The organism is Thalassotalea sp. PS06 (assembly GCF_007197775.1).
GTDB lineage: Bacteria > Pseudomonadota > Gammaproteobacteria > Enterobacterales > Alteromonadaceae > Thalassotalea_A.
On record NZ_CP041638.1, the window covers coordinates 2316523 to 2331415 of the forward strand.

Annotated in this window: 14 protein-coding genes; 5 read left to right on the forward strand and 9 right to left on the reverse strand. The window is 43.9% G+C overall.

Going from position 1 to position 14893, the window contains the following annotated elements; translation table 11 throughout:
- The first annotated feature begins 46 nt into the window (after positions 1-46).
- From FNC98_RS10265 to FNC98_RS10280, 4 genes are read left to right on the forward strand one after another with little or no spacing between them, the layout of a single operon-like run.
- A complete protein-coding gene (locus FNC98_RS10265) occupies positions 47-943 on the forward strand; it encodes a MipA/OmpV family protein (RefSeq protein ID WP_143581148.1) in 897 nt (298 codons plus the stop codon).
- Positions 943-1314, forward strand: coding sequence for a DUF3019 domain-containing protein (locus tag FNC98_RS10270; protein ID WP_143581149.1), 372 nt, complete (start codon positions 943-945; stop codon positions 1312-1314). The genes FNC98_RS10265 and FNC98_RS10270 overlap by 1 nt, the downstream gene beginning before the upstream one ends.
- Positions 1315-2013: a response regulator transcription factor gene (locus FNC98_RS10275; protein WP_143581150.1), complete on the forward strand. Its 699-nt coding sequence runs from the start codon at positions 1315-1317 to the stop codon at positions 2011-2013.
- Between the two features lie 8 nt (positions 2014-2021).
- The gene (locus FNC98_RS10280) at positions 2022-3302 is read left to right on the forward strand and encodes a sensor histidine kinase KdpD (RefSeq protein ID WP_185967936.1); all 1281 of its coding nucleotides are present in this window, start codon (positions 2022-2024) and stop codon (positions 3300-3302) included.
- Here FNC98_RS10280 and FNC98_RS10285 read toward each other — a convergent pair.
- The 7 genes from FNC98_RS10285 to FNC98_RS10315 form a co-directional block, all read right to left on the reverse strand.
- The gene (locus FNC98_RS10285) at positions 3258-4232 is read right to left on the reverse strand and encodes a hypothetical protein (protein WP_143581152.1); all 975 of its coding nucleotides are present in this window, start codon (positions 4230-4232) and stop codon (positions 3258-3260) included. The two genes, FNC98_RS10280 and FNC98_RS10285, sit on opposite strands and share 45 nt — an antisense overlap.
- 266 nt (positions 4233-4498) lie before the next feature.
- Positions 4499-4825: a YbaB/EbfC family nucleoid-associated protein gene (locus FNC98_RS10290; RefSeq protein ID WP_143581153.1), complete on the reverse strand. Its 327-nt coding sequence runs from the start codon at positions 4823-4825 to the stop codon at positions 4499-4501.
- 128 nt (positions 4826-4953) lie between these two features.
- Positions 4954-7395 (reverse strand): DNA polymerase III subunit gamma/tau, encoded by a 2442-nt coding sequence (gene dnaX, locus FNC98_RS10295; RefSeq protein WP_143581154.1) that lies wholly within the window; start codon positions 7393-7395, stop codon positions 4954-4956.
- 8 nt (positions 7396-7403) lie between these two features.
- On the reverse strand, positions 7404-7949 hold the full coding sequence (apt, locus tag FNC98_RS10300; RefSeq protein WP_143581155.1) for an adenine phosphoribosyltransferase: 546 nt from the start codon (positions 7947-7949) through the stop codon (positions 7404-7406).
- Between the two features lie 99 nt (positions 7950-8048).
- Positions 8049-8438: a response regulator gene (locus FNC98_RS10305; RefSeq protein ID WP_143581156.1), complete on the reverse strand. Its 390-nt coding sequence runs from the start codon at positions 8436-8438 to the stop codon at positions 8049-8051.
- A 555-nt stretch (positions 8439-8993) separates the two neighbouring features.
- The gene (locus FNC98_RS10310; RefSeq protein ID WP_143581157.1) at positions 8994-10322 is read right to left on the reverse strand and encodes a ferric reductase-like transmembrane domain-containing protein; all 1329 of its coding nucleotides are present in this window, start codon (positions 10320-10322) and stop codon (positions 8994-8996) included.
- A gap of 394 nt (positions 10323-10716) precedes the next feature.
- A complete protein-coding gene (locus tag FNC98_RS10315) occupies positions 10717-11049 on the reverse strand; it encodes a hypothetical protein (protein WP_143581158.1) in 333 nt (110 codons plus the stop codon).
- Positions 11050-11880: 831 nt separating this feature from the next.
- On the opposite strand from FNC98_RS10315, the gene FNC98_RS10320 reads away from it, so the two are divergent.
- Positions 11881-12489 (forward strand): transposase, encoded by a 609-nt coding sequence (locus FNC98_RS10320; RefSeq protein ID WP_143581159.1) that lies wholly within the window; start codon positions 11881-11883, stop codon positions 12487-12489.
- 20 nt (positions 12490-12509) lie between these two features.
- Here FNC98_RS10320 and FNC98_RS10325 read toward each other — a convergent pair whose 3' ends face one another.
- Entirely contained in the window at positions 12510-13208 is a 699-nt protein-coding gene (locus FNC98_RS10325; protein WP_143581160.1) for a M15 family metallopeptidase, read from the reverse strand.
- Between the two features lie 3 nt (positions 13209-13211).
- Complete coding sequence (locus FNC98_RS10330; RefSeq protein ID WP_144035530.1) at positions 13212-14558, reverse strand: Na+/H+ antiporter NhaC family protein; 1347 nt, start codon at positions 14556-14558, stop codon at positions 13212-13214.
- Between the last annotated feature and the right edge of the window lie 335 nt (positions 14559-14893).

Genomic DNA, 14893 nt, shown 5'->3' on the forward strand with positions numbered 1-14893 from the left:
GCTAATAACCCAGTATCAAAAAAACGATAACAAGCAGTTAACAATAATGAAGTATTCCCGAGCCTGTATATTCGCCGCTCTAATGTCGGCCAGTGCAGTTGCAGCTCAACAATCCGACCCAAAAACTTCTGAATCTTCCGAGGTGCAGGAGCTAATTGCGTGTGAAGGAGATTGTGTCGCACGCAACAGTTGGGCAGTGGGCGCAGCATTAGGTTACGGCAAATATTCCAGCCCTCTTCAAAACGGCAAAGAACGACATATAGCTTTCCTCCCCTCTTTCTATGTCTATGCCGACAAGTTCTACATTGAAAATACCACGACCGGTTATACCTTGATCGAAGATGAGTTCTGGTCGATTGATATCAAAGGTGAGTTAAATCCCGACGGGATTTATTTTCAGAACAACAAACTGGATGCGTTTTTAAGTACCACGGGCAGTGCCGGACTATTTCCACTCCCACTACCTGAGGAAGAACAAGAATCGGCAGAGATTGATCGCTCCTTGTCATATCTGGGTGGCGTTGGCGTTGATTTTTATCCAAATGCTAACTGGCGATTAAGCTTTGACTTACTTACCGATATCACCGCAGTGCATCACGGTCAGAAACTCGGGTTGGGCTTGGCCTATCAAAATCAGTTTGGCGACTTAACCTATCAACTCAGCACGGGTGCGCAATATCGAAGCCGGGCACTAAATGATTATTACTATGGTGTCGAAAATGGCGAGTTAAGCTACCGGAGTCCTGCTTATCGGGCAGATGCGGGATGGAACATAAAATACGAGTTAAATTTCAATTATCCCTTTTACGAAAAATTTGCGCTTATTGGACGCTACCAGTATCAGGATTTAAGCGAACAAATCGTTCTCAGTCCGCTGGTAGGAGACAACTCTACCCACTATTATTTTATTGGGGTTAGCTGGCATTTCGGGGGGCAATTTTAATGAAACCCTGGTGGTACCTGAGTCTTCCCCTGCTGTCTTGTGCTGGCAATGCACAAGCCAATCCGGTATACCTGTCGCCCACGCATTGCGTTACCACCCAACTTACCTGTGAACTGCCAATATCGCTAACCTGGAAATTTGAACACCCCACATCTTTCTGCCTGATTAAAGAAAGTGACAGTAGCAATCTGTATTGTCATAACGGCGCTACGTCCGGACAAGTCACCATCCAATTGCAATACAACAAAAGCGAACAGCTGATGGTTGTCGACAGCAAAACTGGCTTACAAATTCAGCAGTTCACCTTAAAAGTTATGGTGCCAAATAATGCACTGAGAAAGCGCAAACGTCACGCCTGGAGCATATTGTAGATGACTATCAAAACCCAACCTCAGCTTTGCCTGATAGAAGATGATGTCAAACTGGCGGCATTAATCTCTACATTTTTTAGCAATAATGGTTTTCAGGTGAGTCATTTCGAAACCGCAGAATGTTTCTTAGCGCAGCCCGAGTTAACTAAATACGATGTGATTGTATGCGACATCAATTTACCGGGCCTGAATGGTTTTGATATCTGTCGACGATGTCGCCAGTCTTTCGATGGTGTGTTCGTGTTTCTTACCGCAAAAACCGAAGATTTGGATCATATCTCAGGCTTAGATCTGGGTGCCGATGCCTATATCGCCAAACCCGTCCGGCCTGCGATATTACTGGCTAAGATTAACGCCCTGCTTCGTGCAGTTAGTCGCCACTCAAACACAAATACCCAGCGGGTACAGCTACCGCAATTAACCATAGACAATAGCGCCAGAAGCATACAGGTATGCGATAAGAAACTGATGTTGGCCACGGAAGAGTTTGATTTATTGTGGATCCTGATAAGTAACCGTAATCAAACTCTAAATCGCGAACAATTGTTTCAAAAAGCCGTGGGGCGGGAATACGATGGCCAGGATCGAATCATTGATGGTCGCGTGAGTCGCATTCGTAAAAAATTCAATCAAATAGAAAATAACCCGTACGAAATCAAGACCGTATGGCGCAAAGGCTATTTGTTTGCGGAGCGGTAGAAACGGTTATGCGCTTACAATTCATCAAGTTGTTTCTACTGATATTTGTGACCTTGTTCCTGGTCGCCATTATCACCGATAAGCTTTATCAATTATCACCACAATCTAAAGCCCATCAAATTGATGTGCAACAAGTATTTGCCAAGGTCTCGCCATCGATAGAAGCAAATACTCAAGGTCTGATCGTTAATCTGCTGCAGGTTAATAATTTGCATTGGCCAGACGATATGACCCGAAAGTTAATGTCGGGCGATGTGGTCTCCCTTAAAGATGGTACAGAGATTTATTACTACCGGCTCGATGACTCAGACGAAAATCTGGTTTTGGAGATGGGGCCCTTTCAAAGTCAGGCACAAGATGATGCCATTGAGCCGATAGTAATCCTTTTTTATCTCAGCTTTGCTGCCTTTTTGTTTATTTGGGTGTGGCCGATGTTCCGAGATTTGGAACAACTGAATCAGGCCAGCAAACTGTTTAGCAAGCAAAAGCAATTCAACCCCGTCATTATCAAGCCTTCATCAAGCGTTTACCCTGTGGCGCAGAGCTTTAACCAAATGGCTAGTCAGCTGTTGCGGTACATGTCGTTGCAGCGATTTCTTGCCAGTACCTTGTCTCATGATATTCGCACCCCGGTAACCCGCATCGACTTTTGCCTGGAAGTGATGAATCAAAACAATTTCTCGGAAATGAAGTCGTCGATCCAACAGGATATTGATGAGATAGACTTGCTCACCCACGAGTTTATTGAATTTTCCAAACTCGAAGAGGAGTACGAGAATCTCAATATTCAAATTCATGATGTAAATGCCATGCTCGCAAGTCTGGTCAGTAAAATGCGTATAGGAAACGACAAACCCATCGATTTCGTTAGCGCTTGTTCAATGCCATGGCAATTTGACGAAAACTTCCTCAGGCGCGCAGTGCAGAACGTCATTGCCAATGCCTTGATCTATGCCAAAAGCGAGATTCGGGTGCAAGCAAAGGTAAGCAATTCTGACTTAGTTATTACCGTCGAGGATGATGGTAATGGGTTAAGTGATAGTGCTTGTAAAGAAGTCACTCAGGCCTATGTTCGTGGTAAAGACGTTACAGATCTGGGTAATGGCTATGGGCTGGGGCTGGCATTTGCCAAGGTCATTTGTGAGTGGCATCAGGGTAATTTGATTATTGAGCAATCGCAGGCACTGAAGGGCCTGAAAGTGGTATTTCGACTTCCAGGCGCAGTTAGTGACAATAACTACTCTTTATGGGATGGCGAGAATATCGTGAAGATCTCCGGTGCGTCCTAAAGACAGGGAGAATGTTGGAAAGGCATTTCCAACCGGAATGAAAAACAAACGACTATCGCCTTTACCACGTAATGCCGGATCAGCACTGGAAATGGTTCCGCCAGCGATAAGGTGATTATCAATTACGGTTAAACCCCTGAGAAAATAACCCAGTTGGATATTGGGTAATTCCGGATGTACCAGCTGTCCGTTTGCCGAATCACAAATATAAAAACCCTGCTCACAAGGCACCAGATTATGACAGGCCTTACCGACATCATTGGTGCGCCCTAAGACATTAAAATCGTGATCGAGTTTTAAATAAAAACTGTTCTGACTTTTATCTGCGCCGGCGGAATTATGGGCAAGCAAATACAAGTAGTTATTGTCGATATAAATGGAATTGAAATGGTGATAATCGGGGCTATTACGAGCGGTTTTACGAACAAAATCGGTAGAGGAATTACCCAGTTGATAATCAAAGCGTTGTGAATAGATAAACTCTTTTTCTATGCGTCCTTCGAGCGTGCAACGCCAGACAATATTTTGCCGCGTATTGGTAACCCAAAGTTTGTTATTAAAACAAACGATCTGATGCACCCGAACTGGAACTTTCACTTCCCCTTCAGGGCTAATAAACTGAAAGGATTTTTGCTCAGTCGCTCTATTTCCCTGCAAAGCAAACGTTAATGCCAGACTACGTTCATCCTTAGTGCCATTTTGCACATACGTAATGGCCAGATATCTGCCATCGGGAAGTTGAGTTACGCCAAAATAGTTACCGGATAGCAGTTTATGAATTCTGCCGTGATCAAACAAAAATAAACCGTTGCTACTGGTAAACAGAAATTTGAAATGCGAGCGCTGCTGGGCGAAACCATAATGGCCAAGCAAGCTTTTAAAGACATTGAAGCCGAATCGCTTCAAATTAGACATTTGTTCTATGCGCATAGTGTCACTCTTATTTTTAGAAGCACAATAGTTTTGGGCAGACCATTTTTTACTGTAAAGGTATTCGTTTATAGGTTGCACTTACGTCGATTGGCAGGTTTCATCCTCAGGTCTAAATATAAGGGTATGACATATTTAAAAAATATCGAGAAATTTAGGATAGTTGTTTATTTTGAAGTGGGTTTGCAAGAGCGGTTGATTAACCATGTTCTTGGCGGATCAATGTCCGCCAAGAAGTAAATAGCGCTATTTTTAAAGAGTTCAATTTAGAATGGCATTTTCATACCAGGAGGCATTTGCATGCCGCCGGTCAAAGCGCCCATCTTATCTTTGGTGGTTTCTTCAACGCGACGCACGGCGTCATTAAACGCGGCGGCTACTAAGTCTTCAACCATTTCTTTGTCGTCTTCCATCATGCTTTCATCGATTTCAACACGACGAACATTATGGTTACCTGTCATGGTTACTTTAACCATGCCGGCACCGGCTTCACCGGTAACTTCCATATTAGCGATCTCTTCTTGAGCCTTCGCCATTTTGGCCTGCATTTGCTGGGCTTGTTTCATCAAGTTGCCCATGCCACCTTTAATCATACTGGATTCTCCAAAATTAGTTGGGCTGAATCGAGTCAGCCTTTAGCCTCTGAAATTTATATTGAGGCAAAAAAACAAAACGCAACCAGTATACCAGAATAAACCTGATTAGGTATTTTGTATGTAGTTTACAGCGCCTGGATACTACTCATTGCCACCTGGGCCTGAAACTCTTGTTGTAACTGGCGAATAAACTCATCATCGCCAATCACTTGTTGCGCATATTGCAGTCTGCTGTCATTAATTTGCAGCTGTATCGACAGTGGTGTATCCGCGACATTTTCCTGAATATCAATAATCAATTCCGCAGGTTGCTGCTTAAGCATCGAGTAACACTTGGTTAAATGATCGATAGCCGCCTGACTTTGCAGGTGCGCAAACTCACTATCTAAAATCAAATGTAATTGTTGGTCACTGGTGTTATCACCAAGAATCGCATTTAGCGCTAATTGACGTAATCTGCCGCCAAGTCCCATGGCATCAATCATATTGGCCCACAAGTCAATCTGACTGGCATCGCGAATTTGTGTAGGGTCGATAAGATCAGGGGTAAAACCATTCTCTGCATCGATATTAACGATGCGATCTTCAGGCTCAGCCTGAATCTGTGGTTCAACATTTTCCGGAACGGGTTGTTTGGCTCGCTCAACGAGCTGGCGCGCGGGAATATCGGCTTCGATTTGTGAAACCTGCTCATTGTTTTGCTCGGCAATAGATTGTGCCGCTTGCGCTGCAGGGGTATTAGCTACCGGAACGGTCTGGGGCTTTTTTGCCCTACCCTCCACGAGCTTTTTACGGCTCCGCAACATATTCCTTGTAGCTAAAACGCTATCTACCTGATTGCCACCTGAGTTGGCAGGAGCTTCTGGTGCAATGGTTTCCATAACGGGCACGGACGTTTCTGAAACCGCTTCTTCATTATCGGCCGTTGCCACCATATCGGATTGCGGTTGCGGCTCTTCAGGCGCTGCTGCGCTATGATTTTGAGGTTGATTATCGCTTGCTACATCCGCAATTGGAGGCTGCTGCGGCCATAAGCCTTCATCTCTGGCCTGAGCTTCCAAACCTTGCTGTTCGATATCCAGCATCTTCGGCTCTTTATCAGCCTGGGCAGCCACTGGTGACGTTTGAGGAACCACAGTGGTCGGCTCGACCTGCACTTGCGGTTCAGGTTGCATTACAGGCTGCTCCATAACAGGTTGCTCAATAACCGGTTGAGAAACGGTTTCCGGCACAGCTGGCTGGGTCGCCACTGGTTGCTCTTTCGGCTCTAGGTCTGACTCTTGCTTTTCCTCTGGATCTTGATGTGCTTGAACTGGCTCCGCTTGAGCTTGCTCAGACGGGTTGTGTACGGAATCTAAAGCTTCAACAGGTGCCTCAGCGTCATCAGGCTTTGCATCAGGGCCTAATTCAATATCTGCCAATTCAGCAATTTGTGCGGTTGTTTTATCCGAGGCCAAACTCTGCTCTTTCAATGATTGCCTTTGGGTTGGCTTAAATGCCAACATTCGCAGCACAACCATGTCAAAACCCGCCTGCTCATCATAACCAAACGGTAAATCTTTGCGGCCGTTTAAAACAATCTGGTAGTACAGCTGCACATCTTCCGGGCTCATCGCTCGCGAGAATTTTTCCAGTAAATTATGGCGCTGTTTATCAACATCCACGGACTCTGGCAACAATTGCCACATCGCAATCTGATGCAGCAACTGCAATAATTCTGCCAGCAAACGCTGATAATTCGGGGCATAACTGGCGATGGTTTGGGTTAGCTTCATTAACCCTTCAGAATCTTGCTTAACCAAAGCAATTAAGATTTTATACACCCAGTTCTGGTCAACACCGCCTAACATCTGTTGCAAATTACTTGTGGTGAGATGTCCTTGCCCCTGGGCAATCGCCTGATCCGTTAAGCTTAAGCAATCACGCATACTGCCGCGGGCGGCTTTCGACAACAGACCTAAAGTTCCGTCTTCGAAGGTAACCTCCTCGGCATTGAGGATTTCGGTTAATTTAGTTTCGATTTGTTTTGGCGTTAACGCCTTTAAATGGAACTGCAGACAACGGGACAAAACCGTAACCGGAAGCTTTTGCGGATCTGTGGTGGCAAGAATAAACTTCACATGTTCCGGGGGTTCTTCCAGGGTTTTCAACAATGCATTAAAACTGCTTTTTGACAGCATATGCACTTCGTCAATCAGATAAACCTTGTAGCGACCCCGGCTTGGTGCATATTGAACGTTATCAAGAATTTCGCGGGTATCATCAACTTTGGTGCGCGATGCGGCGTCGATTTCCAGTAAATCAACAAACCGTCCGGCATCGATATCAACACAGGCATCACAGGTTCCACAAGGCGTGGCAGTAATCCCCTGTTCACAGTTCAGGCTCTTCGCAAAGATTCGCGCAATCGTAGTTTTACCCACCCCGCGAGTACCGGTAAACAAGTAGGCATGATGCAGACGTTGTTGCGTCAATGCATTCACCAACACAGTTACGACGTGCTCCTGTCCCATTAATTCCTGGAAGTTTTTAGGACGCCATTTTCTTGCAAGAACCTGATAACTCATGATGTGATTTATTCGCCTTCGTATTCAACCATGGAAAACACGTCAACATTTAACGCATGTAGTCTTTCGTGACCTTTCAATCCCGGCAAACCAATAACAAATGCCGCGTGCGACACCGACGCTCCTATCGCTCGGATAAGGTGGGTGGTCGCTTCAATGGTACCACCGGTAGCCAGTAAGTCATCAACCATCAACACAACATCATCTTCGGTAAGCGCATCCTGATGAATTTCCAATGTGTCCTGACCATATTCCAAATCATAGGTTTGCGAATGAGTCGCTCGGGGTAATTTGCCGGGTTTACGAACGGGGACAAAACCAACACCCAGCTCTAAAGCTAACGGTGCACCAAATAAAAAGCCTCGGGCTTCGGTACCAACAACCTTGGTTATGCCTTTGTCCTGATAACGTTTTTTGAGAGTATCAATACAAAGTTGAAAGGCCTTAGCATCATCTAAAATGCCGGTGATATCGCGGAACATAATGCCAGGGATTGGGTAATCCGGCACGTCATGAATAACATTTTTAAGATAGGAAATGTCGCTTTCTGTCATGATTAGCAATGATAAATGTAATTTGCTAACAGGATAATCGAAAACGACGGATATTTATAGTAGGGATTAGCAATCCGCACCGATAAGTGCGGTTTGATATTATCCTGCTGCAGCCCAGTCTGCAGATTCCAACAACTCACTCATGGTTGTTAAAAATGCATTCTTTTCAATAGGCTTTGATAAATAGGCATCGGCAAGTTTAACTTCTGCCAGGCTATTTACCATTTTTGGATCCTGAGTGCTCAGAAATAATACGGCACCAGGCGCATTATTTTCCATTCCTTTCAGGTTTTTTAAAAGTTGCGGGCCATCCATAAGCGGCATCAAGTGGTCAACAATACACAGATCAAAGCTCTCGGCTAACGCTTTGTTGTACCCGTCCAGACCATTACATGCAGTAACAACCTGGTGTCCTTGTTGTTCTAACAGCTCTTTTAACTGAGCCTGAACGGACTTATTGTCCTCGACCAATAAGATTTTTTCGGCCATTGCGCTTCCCCAATTAATGAAATTAAGCAGGTGGAATTGTTTTTATTAAAGGTAAGTGAACCAACCCATTAGCATAGGTAATAACGGCATACCAAATAACGCCACCAAAGCATAAAACAAGTGACGTTTAGAAGAACTTTCTTTAAATGAATTATCGTGAGACATTGCAATTACTGCTCCGCATTAATCAAAACGGCGGGCATCATACCTGAAGATTCGTCTATTTAATAGTCATTTTTTCATCAATTTCTCATTTGTTCAATTATCGACAGCAAATCATTCAAAAAACAAGCTAACAGCATGAATTGTCAGGTAAAAAAAATGTTAAAAAATGCAACATGAATGTACACAAGTAATTTGCTATGCGATAAGCATGAGAAAGATAGACAAAAACTAAGTTATTTAAAGCTTTAAGTTAATTTAATTGCTTTAGCCTAGAAATATTCCTTTCTGACAATATTGCAAGGATTAAAGTATGGCAAGGACATAGCGCCCAAGGAAATTCATAGGTTGGGAAAATGACAAAGCCACAGGGTAACTGATTGAATTTAACGCTTAACGAAGCTGAAATAGCTCCTGATGAAAACCGTGAAGTTTCACCTTATTGCGATTAAGCGATTTTTGCAGGGATTTTGCAAAAGGACCAGGTCCACAGAACCAGAAATCACTATCACTTAAATTACCGACTTGTTGCTGAATGTCTTCGAGGCTCAATAGTCCATCGGTATTTTCATCGACAACATACAAGTTAATATTGGCTTTATCGGCGAGAACATGAATCTTATCAATGAAATCTTTATCTGGCATTCGGGTGCAGTAAAACAGGTCAATATCTTTACCATCACTGAGTTGTTCGAGATCCGCCATACGCGCCATGAACGGGGTAATACCAATGCCAGCGCCAATCCAGATTTGCCGCTTTGCCTGAGATTTAAAAGTAAATTGACCGTAAGGTCCTTCGATAGTTGCTAAATCACCTTTACGTAAGCGCTCTGGTAATACCCTGGTGTAATCACCAAGGCCTTTAATATTAAAGTGTAATTTACCGTCTTCTTGCCAGGATGAGCTGATGGTAAAGGGATGGTGCCCTTCCTTGTCGTCAAATTGCACAAATGCAAACTGACCAGCCTGATGCCCTGGCCAACGATCTTTTAAAAGAACCTCAACCGCAAGAACTTTATTATCGTGATGGTAATCGACGGATTCCACCACCCCAACGACAGTGCGACGATTACCGATTTTTCTAACTAGTGAGAATAATGCGGCGACTGCACCAATCGTCATCAACACACTAACGACCCAGGCCAAGGGTGTTTGCCAGTAATCGAATTTCATCAGCACAACGGAATGAAAGACCAGAACTAAAAACAATACGGCCAGCAAACGGTGGGTATTGAAAAACACTCGATAAGGAAACCATTTTATCAGTGCTATCAAAATTAAAATAACAACCAGGTAAAAGCCCCACTCCCCTAACGTTTCCGCAAGGCCATGCCAGTCCCGAAACAGTTGTTCGATTTCCGAACTCGCTTCTGGCTTTGGTGGTTTATCGGGTTTAACCATAACCCCGGCGTCAATTAACCAATGGGGAACCTTGATCCACAGATAATGGGCAATGGAAAAGACCAGGGCACAGATGCCTAACCATTTATGCAATCGATAAGATTTGTCTAGGCCGCCAAGGTAGCGTGAAAGGAACGCCGGACGCAACGCCAATAACATACCGAATCCCATGGCGAAAACAGCGACAACGCCGGTGAAATAAATCATAGATTTTCTGAATGGGAAAAAGTCGTAGGTCGCGGCAAAGATTTGTTCGGCACTGACCCACAAGCCAACCACTAGTATCAGGCTTAGCCAGAAAACGGTTTTGATTCTTGTCATGGGACTCACCAGAACAACTAATACGGTCAATTCCCTGACAACTGCAATTGATAAAACCAACCCGTACCGGTTTGATGGGATTAATAGTAGGACAGAATCTTGGTACTGCAAACGAATCATCGATTGCTCGCGCACAGGGCTTAAATCATGTGAGGTGTGAGACTAGCGAGAACTTAATAACCCTCCCTTGCTACCATCCATGGTTCGGGAGGATTAGTAAAGGGATTTACGATATGTCGAGATATCATGGATGGTTATATCTCGACAAGATACAAGGACGTATTGAATATCGAGATATCATGGATGGCAATATCTCGACTAAGCACATCCATGTGCAAAAAAAAAACCCTGGCAAGCCAGGGTTTTTTTTAACAAACTGGAAAGAAGCTAGCGATTATTCGCCACACTTACCTTCACCACATTTGCTTTCTTTCTTTTTGCCTTCGCCGCATTTACCTTCGCCACACTTGCCTTTTTTACCCTCGCCGCATTTGCCTTCGCCGCATTTCTCTTTTTTACCTTCGCCACACTTGCCTTTTTTGCCTTCGCCGCATTTACCTTCGCCGCACTTGCCTTTCTCTTTCTCACCTGCATCAAAGTCAGCAGAGAAAGCCACATCCTGTGCCACAAATGGGTTAGATTCCGCTTTGGCTGGAGCGCTTGCTAGAAAACCAAGTACAAATGCACCCAACAGCGCAGTAACTAAATATTGCTTAAACGATTTCATATCTATCTTCCTAAGTTATTGTAACGTAACCAATTAGAAATGTTGGGTTGTTATTCTCTCGAGGCTAATCGGTTTGCTAATGATAGGTGATTCACCAAGCAATAGCCGTTTAATTTTCTCCCCTTACCTTAGCAAGATGAGGGTTAAACGCAGCAACCTCGAAAGAGCAAAAACCCCACCCAAATGGTGTTGATTAAGACCACTGGTGTTCTTAAATAATTTCATTAGATCAGCAAATTATCAAGAAATAAACGTTAAAGTAACAATTATCTTTGGCGAATTAATGGAAGGAATGAGCAATCAAAAGCTACGCCACTGCCGGACCTTGTTGATAAGTCACTAACTATTGCTCCGGATACAAAAGGTAAAACTGACATCAACCGAGAAACTCGAAACCTAATTTAAATTATAATTTTCAAGCACTTAACGCGATAAAGCCAGTAAAAGAGTTAGCTGATTCGTCGCGTGAATATTTTTCAGGCATTTTCATTTTGTATGTTCACATTTTAGAAACTAAAGTGAAAATGTAACTTTTTGTTAATTACTCGGAACATCTTGATAACTGACTGTTTTCGTTAATATATAACAAAGGGTTATAGGCCAGGATGGCCGCTCTCAAGGATGGTGAGATGTCGTAAATAGCAGGACGCTATGCATATGGAATTGCATGCTTGTTATTCAGGGAGGATTAAGAGGTGCTTTAGTAATTATTGGCAAGGATGCCGGAAGAAAACCCTTGGTTTTCTTATTAATCGATAATTATTGCCTCTTATGACTCTTTTCCTGCATCACCCTTCAGCTCAGATTCTCAGACAAAGATAAGGAAATCTCATGCCCAGAAAATCACGTAATTACTTTGCCAATACCCCCTATCTGATTTTTCAATTTGGTCATAACTTCCAACCCTGCTTTTTTGAAAACGAGGACTATGACTTTTTCTCTCAGTTATTGCTCGATAGCTGTGCTCAACACCAGGCTAAATTACTGCAACAAAAACTATTTAACAATCAGTTCTTCTTGCTTTTGAATGGGACAAACAGCCACAGCCTGCCTAAGGTTTTACAGAATACCTGTAGCATTTATGGTCGCTATATTAATGACAAATATCTGCGCACAGGATCATTATGGCAAGGCCGACATAAAGCCAGCCCGATACAGGATGGTATCTATATTGACGCCGTAAATGACTTTATATCAACGCCGGTTCTGCCAAGGCAATTTAGTGAAGCAAAAACGTCAGCTGCATCGGATTTGTCTGTGTCCTGCATTAATACGTTAATTTTGGCAAATTTGGCGAGAAACCAGGCAATAGGAGATGATAAGTTTCTAGGTTCGGTGAAAAACCACAAAATGTTGCAATCCAAGAAAACCATAGTGCCGAGAACCCGTCATGGGCTGATGCCCCTGCTAAGTGATCGGCCACCGATGGTCAGAACTTAAATGTTAACGCCGGCAAACCGTTATTTGACGTCAAAATTATAATACTGCTGCTTTTGTTTTGCGCTCATACCTGCATAGGTAAAATGCCACCACTCCATGTCGTAGGCAGCAAAACCATGTTTATGCATGATGTTTTTCAATATCATACGATTGGCTCGTTGTTGAGCACTAATACTCGGGTTATCGGTATTGGAGACAGGGTCAAACATATCAAATGCCGATCCCATATCTAGCTCTTGATATTGTCCATTGGTATCTTTCTTTAGCAAGGTAACATCCATGGTGAAACCACGACTGTGACCGGAGCGCTCAGCGATATAAGGGCCAACCAATGCCGATTTCGGGAGGTTAGGATAATATTCTGCCTTGGTTTTGGTGTCCGTTAAATCCTGCGCCCAGCGCATAAAATGGGCTACCGCCTTTTCCGGGCGGTAGCAATCAAATAACTTAAGCTTAAGGCCTTGTTGTTCCAGCTCTGCTGCCATCGCCTGCACGGCGGCAATGGCATCTTTGTGGATATAACACTTACTGGCCAGGTAACCATCGACTTTATCACCAACAAAATTATTGCTACCAAAATATCGAATATCGTATTCGACATTGTTGACCCTGGTTTTGATATCGACGAAATTTTCTTTACCTGCTTGTTGCGCCTGAGTCGTTGCTGCAACTACCCAAAGTAAGCCGGCGACCAGTTTTGTTTTGCTCCATCGACGCATCTATTAAGCTCCAATTACGACCAGGCCGGTTACGATATATGCCGCTACGGTTAAACCACCGGCAAATAAGGCATAGGGTAACTGGGTTCGCACGTGTTCAAGTAAGTCACAACCAGAGGCTACCGCACTAACCGCGGTGGTATCGGAGATGGGTGAACAGTGATCACCAAATACGCCGCCACCAAGAATTGCCGCAAGTAACAAAGGTGCAGGTAAATCCAAATTGATCACTAGTGGCATGCCAATTGGGATCAATAACGCAAATGTTCCCCATGACGTACCCGTAGTAAAGGACATCAGTCCACCCGCAATGAATAACATCGCCGGGACCAGGAATAATGGTAAGTTTTCAGCAACCAGACCAGAAATAAAGGCGCCGGTTCCTAACTCCTTAAGACTTGCGCCAAGTGCCAGAGAAAACAGAACTATGCAAACCAGAGGTAATAATTCTGACATACCATTAAAGCCAATCTTAGTCATTTCCACATGTTTGAAACGCTTCGAACCAACCATCATTACATAGGCGACGATACACGCCAGAGATGTTGCATACAAAACGGATTTAGACCCTGACCCTTGGGTGAAATCACCGCCGCCGGTAAAGAACATAAAGAACACCATTGAAAAAGACATGGTCAGTAACGGCACCAGCATAAAGGAAGGTTTTGATGGTTCAACATCTAAATCTAAGTGTTTGTGGGTACGCTGTTGATCAAGTTCGGCTTGTTTCAATGGGCCGTGGGTCTTGTCGGTCCAACAGGTATATACCACTATCGCCAGCGTAATAAGCGCATAAAAATTTAACGGTATCGTCGCAATCAGGATGCCAACTAAGGATTCATTTAATTCATAGGTTCCCAGTAAACCTAATACATAGGCTCCCCAACCGTTCATCAATAATAGAATACAGATAGGTGCTGAGGTTGAGTCAATGATGTAGGCCAGTCGAGCACGACTCATTTCAAATTTATCAAACAGGCCGCGGGAGATAATCCCCGCCATTAACACGCTCAGGTTCGATTCGATAAAAATGACCACACCGGTAAAGAAGGCCAGGAAACGAGAGCGTCTGGCACTGCCACTAACGCCTTTGCGGATCAGAAAGTTTACCGTTGCCGTCACCCCTCCAGATTCGCGCATAAAGGCTAATAAAGCCCCCACAAGCAGCGAAAACACCAGTATTCGGGTATTACCTTCCGATTGAAACACTTCAACGGCGCGCTCGATAGAGGCGATGCCAAAGGTTAGTAACGACTCACTGGTCTCAGATTGCGAAACCAACATCAGCAACTCTGAACAGCCAATGGCCATCAGTAATGCCAGAATTACTTCTTTTTTCCAAAGCACCATAACAATGGCGACTAGCGGTGGTAGCACCGAAATCCAATCTGACACAACTTCTCCTGAATCGTTTTTGTTATTACTTGTTATTAATTTAGCCAGCAACCCTAGTCGAACATCGACTTTTCAGACTTTGTATTCGAATCACCGGGACAATTTGCCAATGATATCCTTGGCAATAACTTACCACAAATACTTTTATCCAATTCCACTTCGGCCTGGGTAAAAATTAGGGTCACCTCACCCGTAGAGAATAATTTATTACTATTGCATTTTGCAACAAGAAAGTATTATTCTTAAATCATAGAAAGCGACTTATATTGAGATAGCAACGTGACAGCAGC

What these genes read in the sequence shown, in the direction of transcription:
- FNC98_RS10310 (WP_143581157.1), bottom strand. Translation starts at nt 10,322, where the DNA reads ATGACAAGAATCAAAACCGTTTTCTGGCTAAGCCTGATACTAGTGGTT.
- FNC98_RS10330 (WP_144035530.1), bottom strand. Translation starts at nt 14,558, where the DNA reads ATGGTGCTTTGGAAAAAAGAAGTAATTCTGGCATTACTGATGGCCATT.
- FNC98_RS10265 (WP_143581148.1), top strand. Translation starts at nt 47, where the DNA reads ATGAAGTATTCCCGAGCCTGTATATTCGCCGCTCTAATGTCGGCCAGT.
- FNC98_RS10285 (WP_143581152.1), bottom strand. Translation starts at nt 4,232, where the DNA reads ATGCGCATAGAACAAATGTCTAATTTGAAGCGATTCGGCTTCAATGTC.
- FNC98_RS10305 (WP_143581156.1), bottom strand. Translation starts at nt 8,438, where the DNA reads ATGGCCGAAAAAATCTTATTGGTCGAGGACAATAAGTCCGTTCAGGCT.
- FNC98_RS10290 (WP_143581153.1), bottom strand. Translation starts at nt 4,825, where the DNA reads ATGATTAAAGGTGGCATGGGCAACTTGATGAAACAAGCCCAGCAAATG.
- FNC98_RS10325 (WP_143581160.1), bottom strand. Translation starts at nt 13,208, where the DNA reads ATGCGTCGATGGAGCAAAACAAAACTGGTCGCCGGCTTACTTTGGGTA.
- FNC98_RS10320 (WP_143581159.1), top strand. Translation starts at nt 11,881, where the DNA reads ATGCCCAGAAAATCACGTAATTACTTTGCCAATACCCCCTATCTGATT.
- apt (WP_143581155.1), bottom strand. Translation starts at nt 7,949, where the DNA reads ATGACAGAAAGCGACATTTCCTATCTTAAAAATGTTATTCATGACGTG.
- FNC98_RS10280 (WP_185967936.1), top strand. Translation starts at nt 2,022, where the DNA reads ATGCGCTTACAATTCATCAAGTTGTTTCTACTGATATTTGTGACCTTG.
- FNC98_RS10315 (WP_143581158.1), bottom strand. Translation starts at nt 11,049, where the DNA reads ATGAAATCGTTTAAGCAATATTTAGTTACTGCGCTGTTGGGTGCATTT.
- FNC98_RS10270 (WP_143581149.1), top strand. Translation starts at nt 943, where the DNA reads ATGAAACCCTGGTGGTACCTGAGTCTTCCCCTGCTGTCTTGTGCTGGC.
- dnaX (WP_143581154.1), bottom strand. Translation starts at nt 7,395, where the DNA reads ATGAGTTATCAGGTTCTTGCAAGAAAATGGCGTCCTAAAAACTTCCAG.
- FNC98_RS10275 (WP_143581150.1), top strand. Translation starts at nt 1,315, where the DNA reads ATGACTATCAAAACCCAACCTCAGCTTTGCCTGATAGAAGATGATGTC.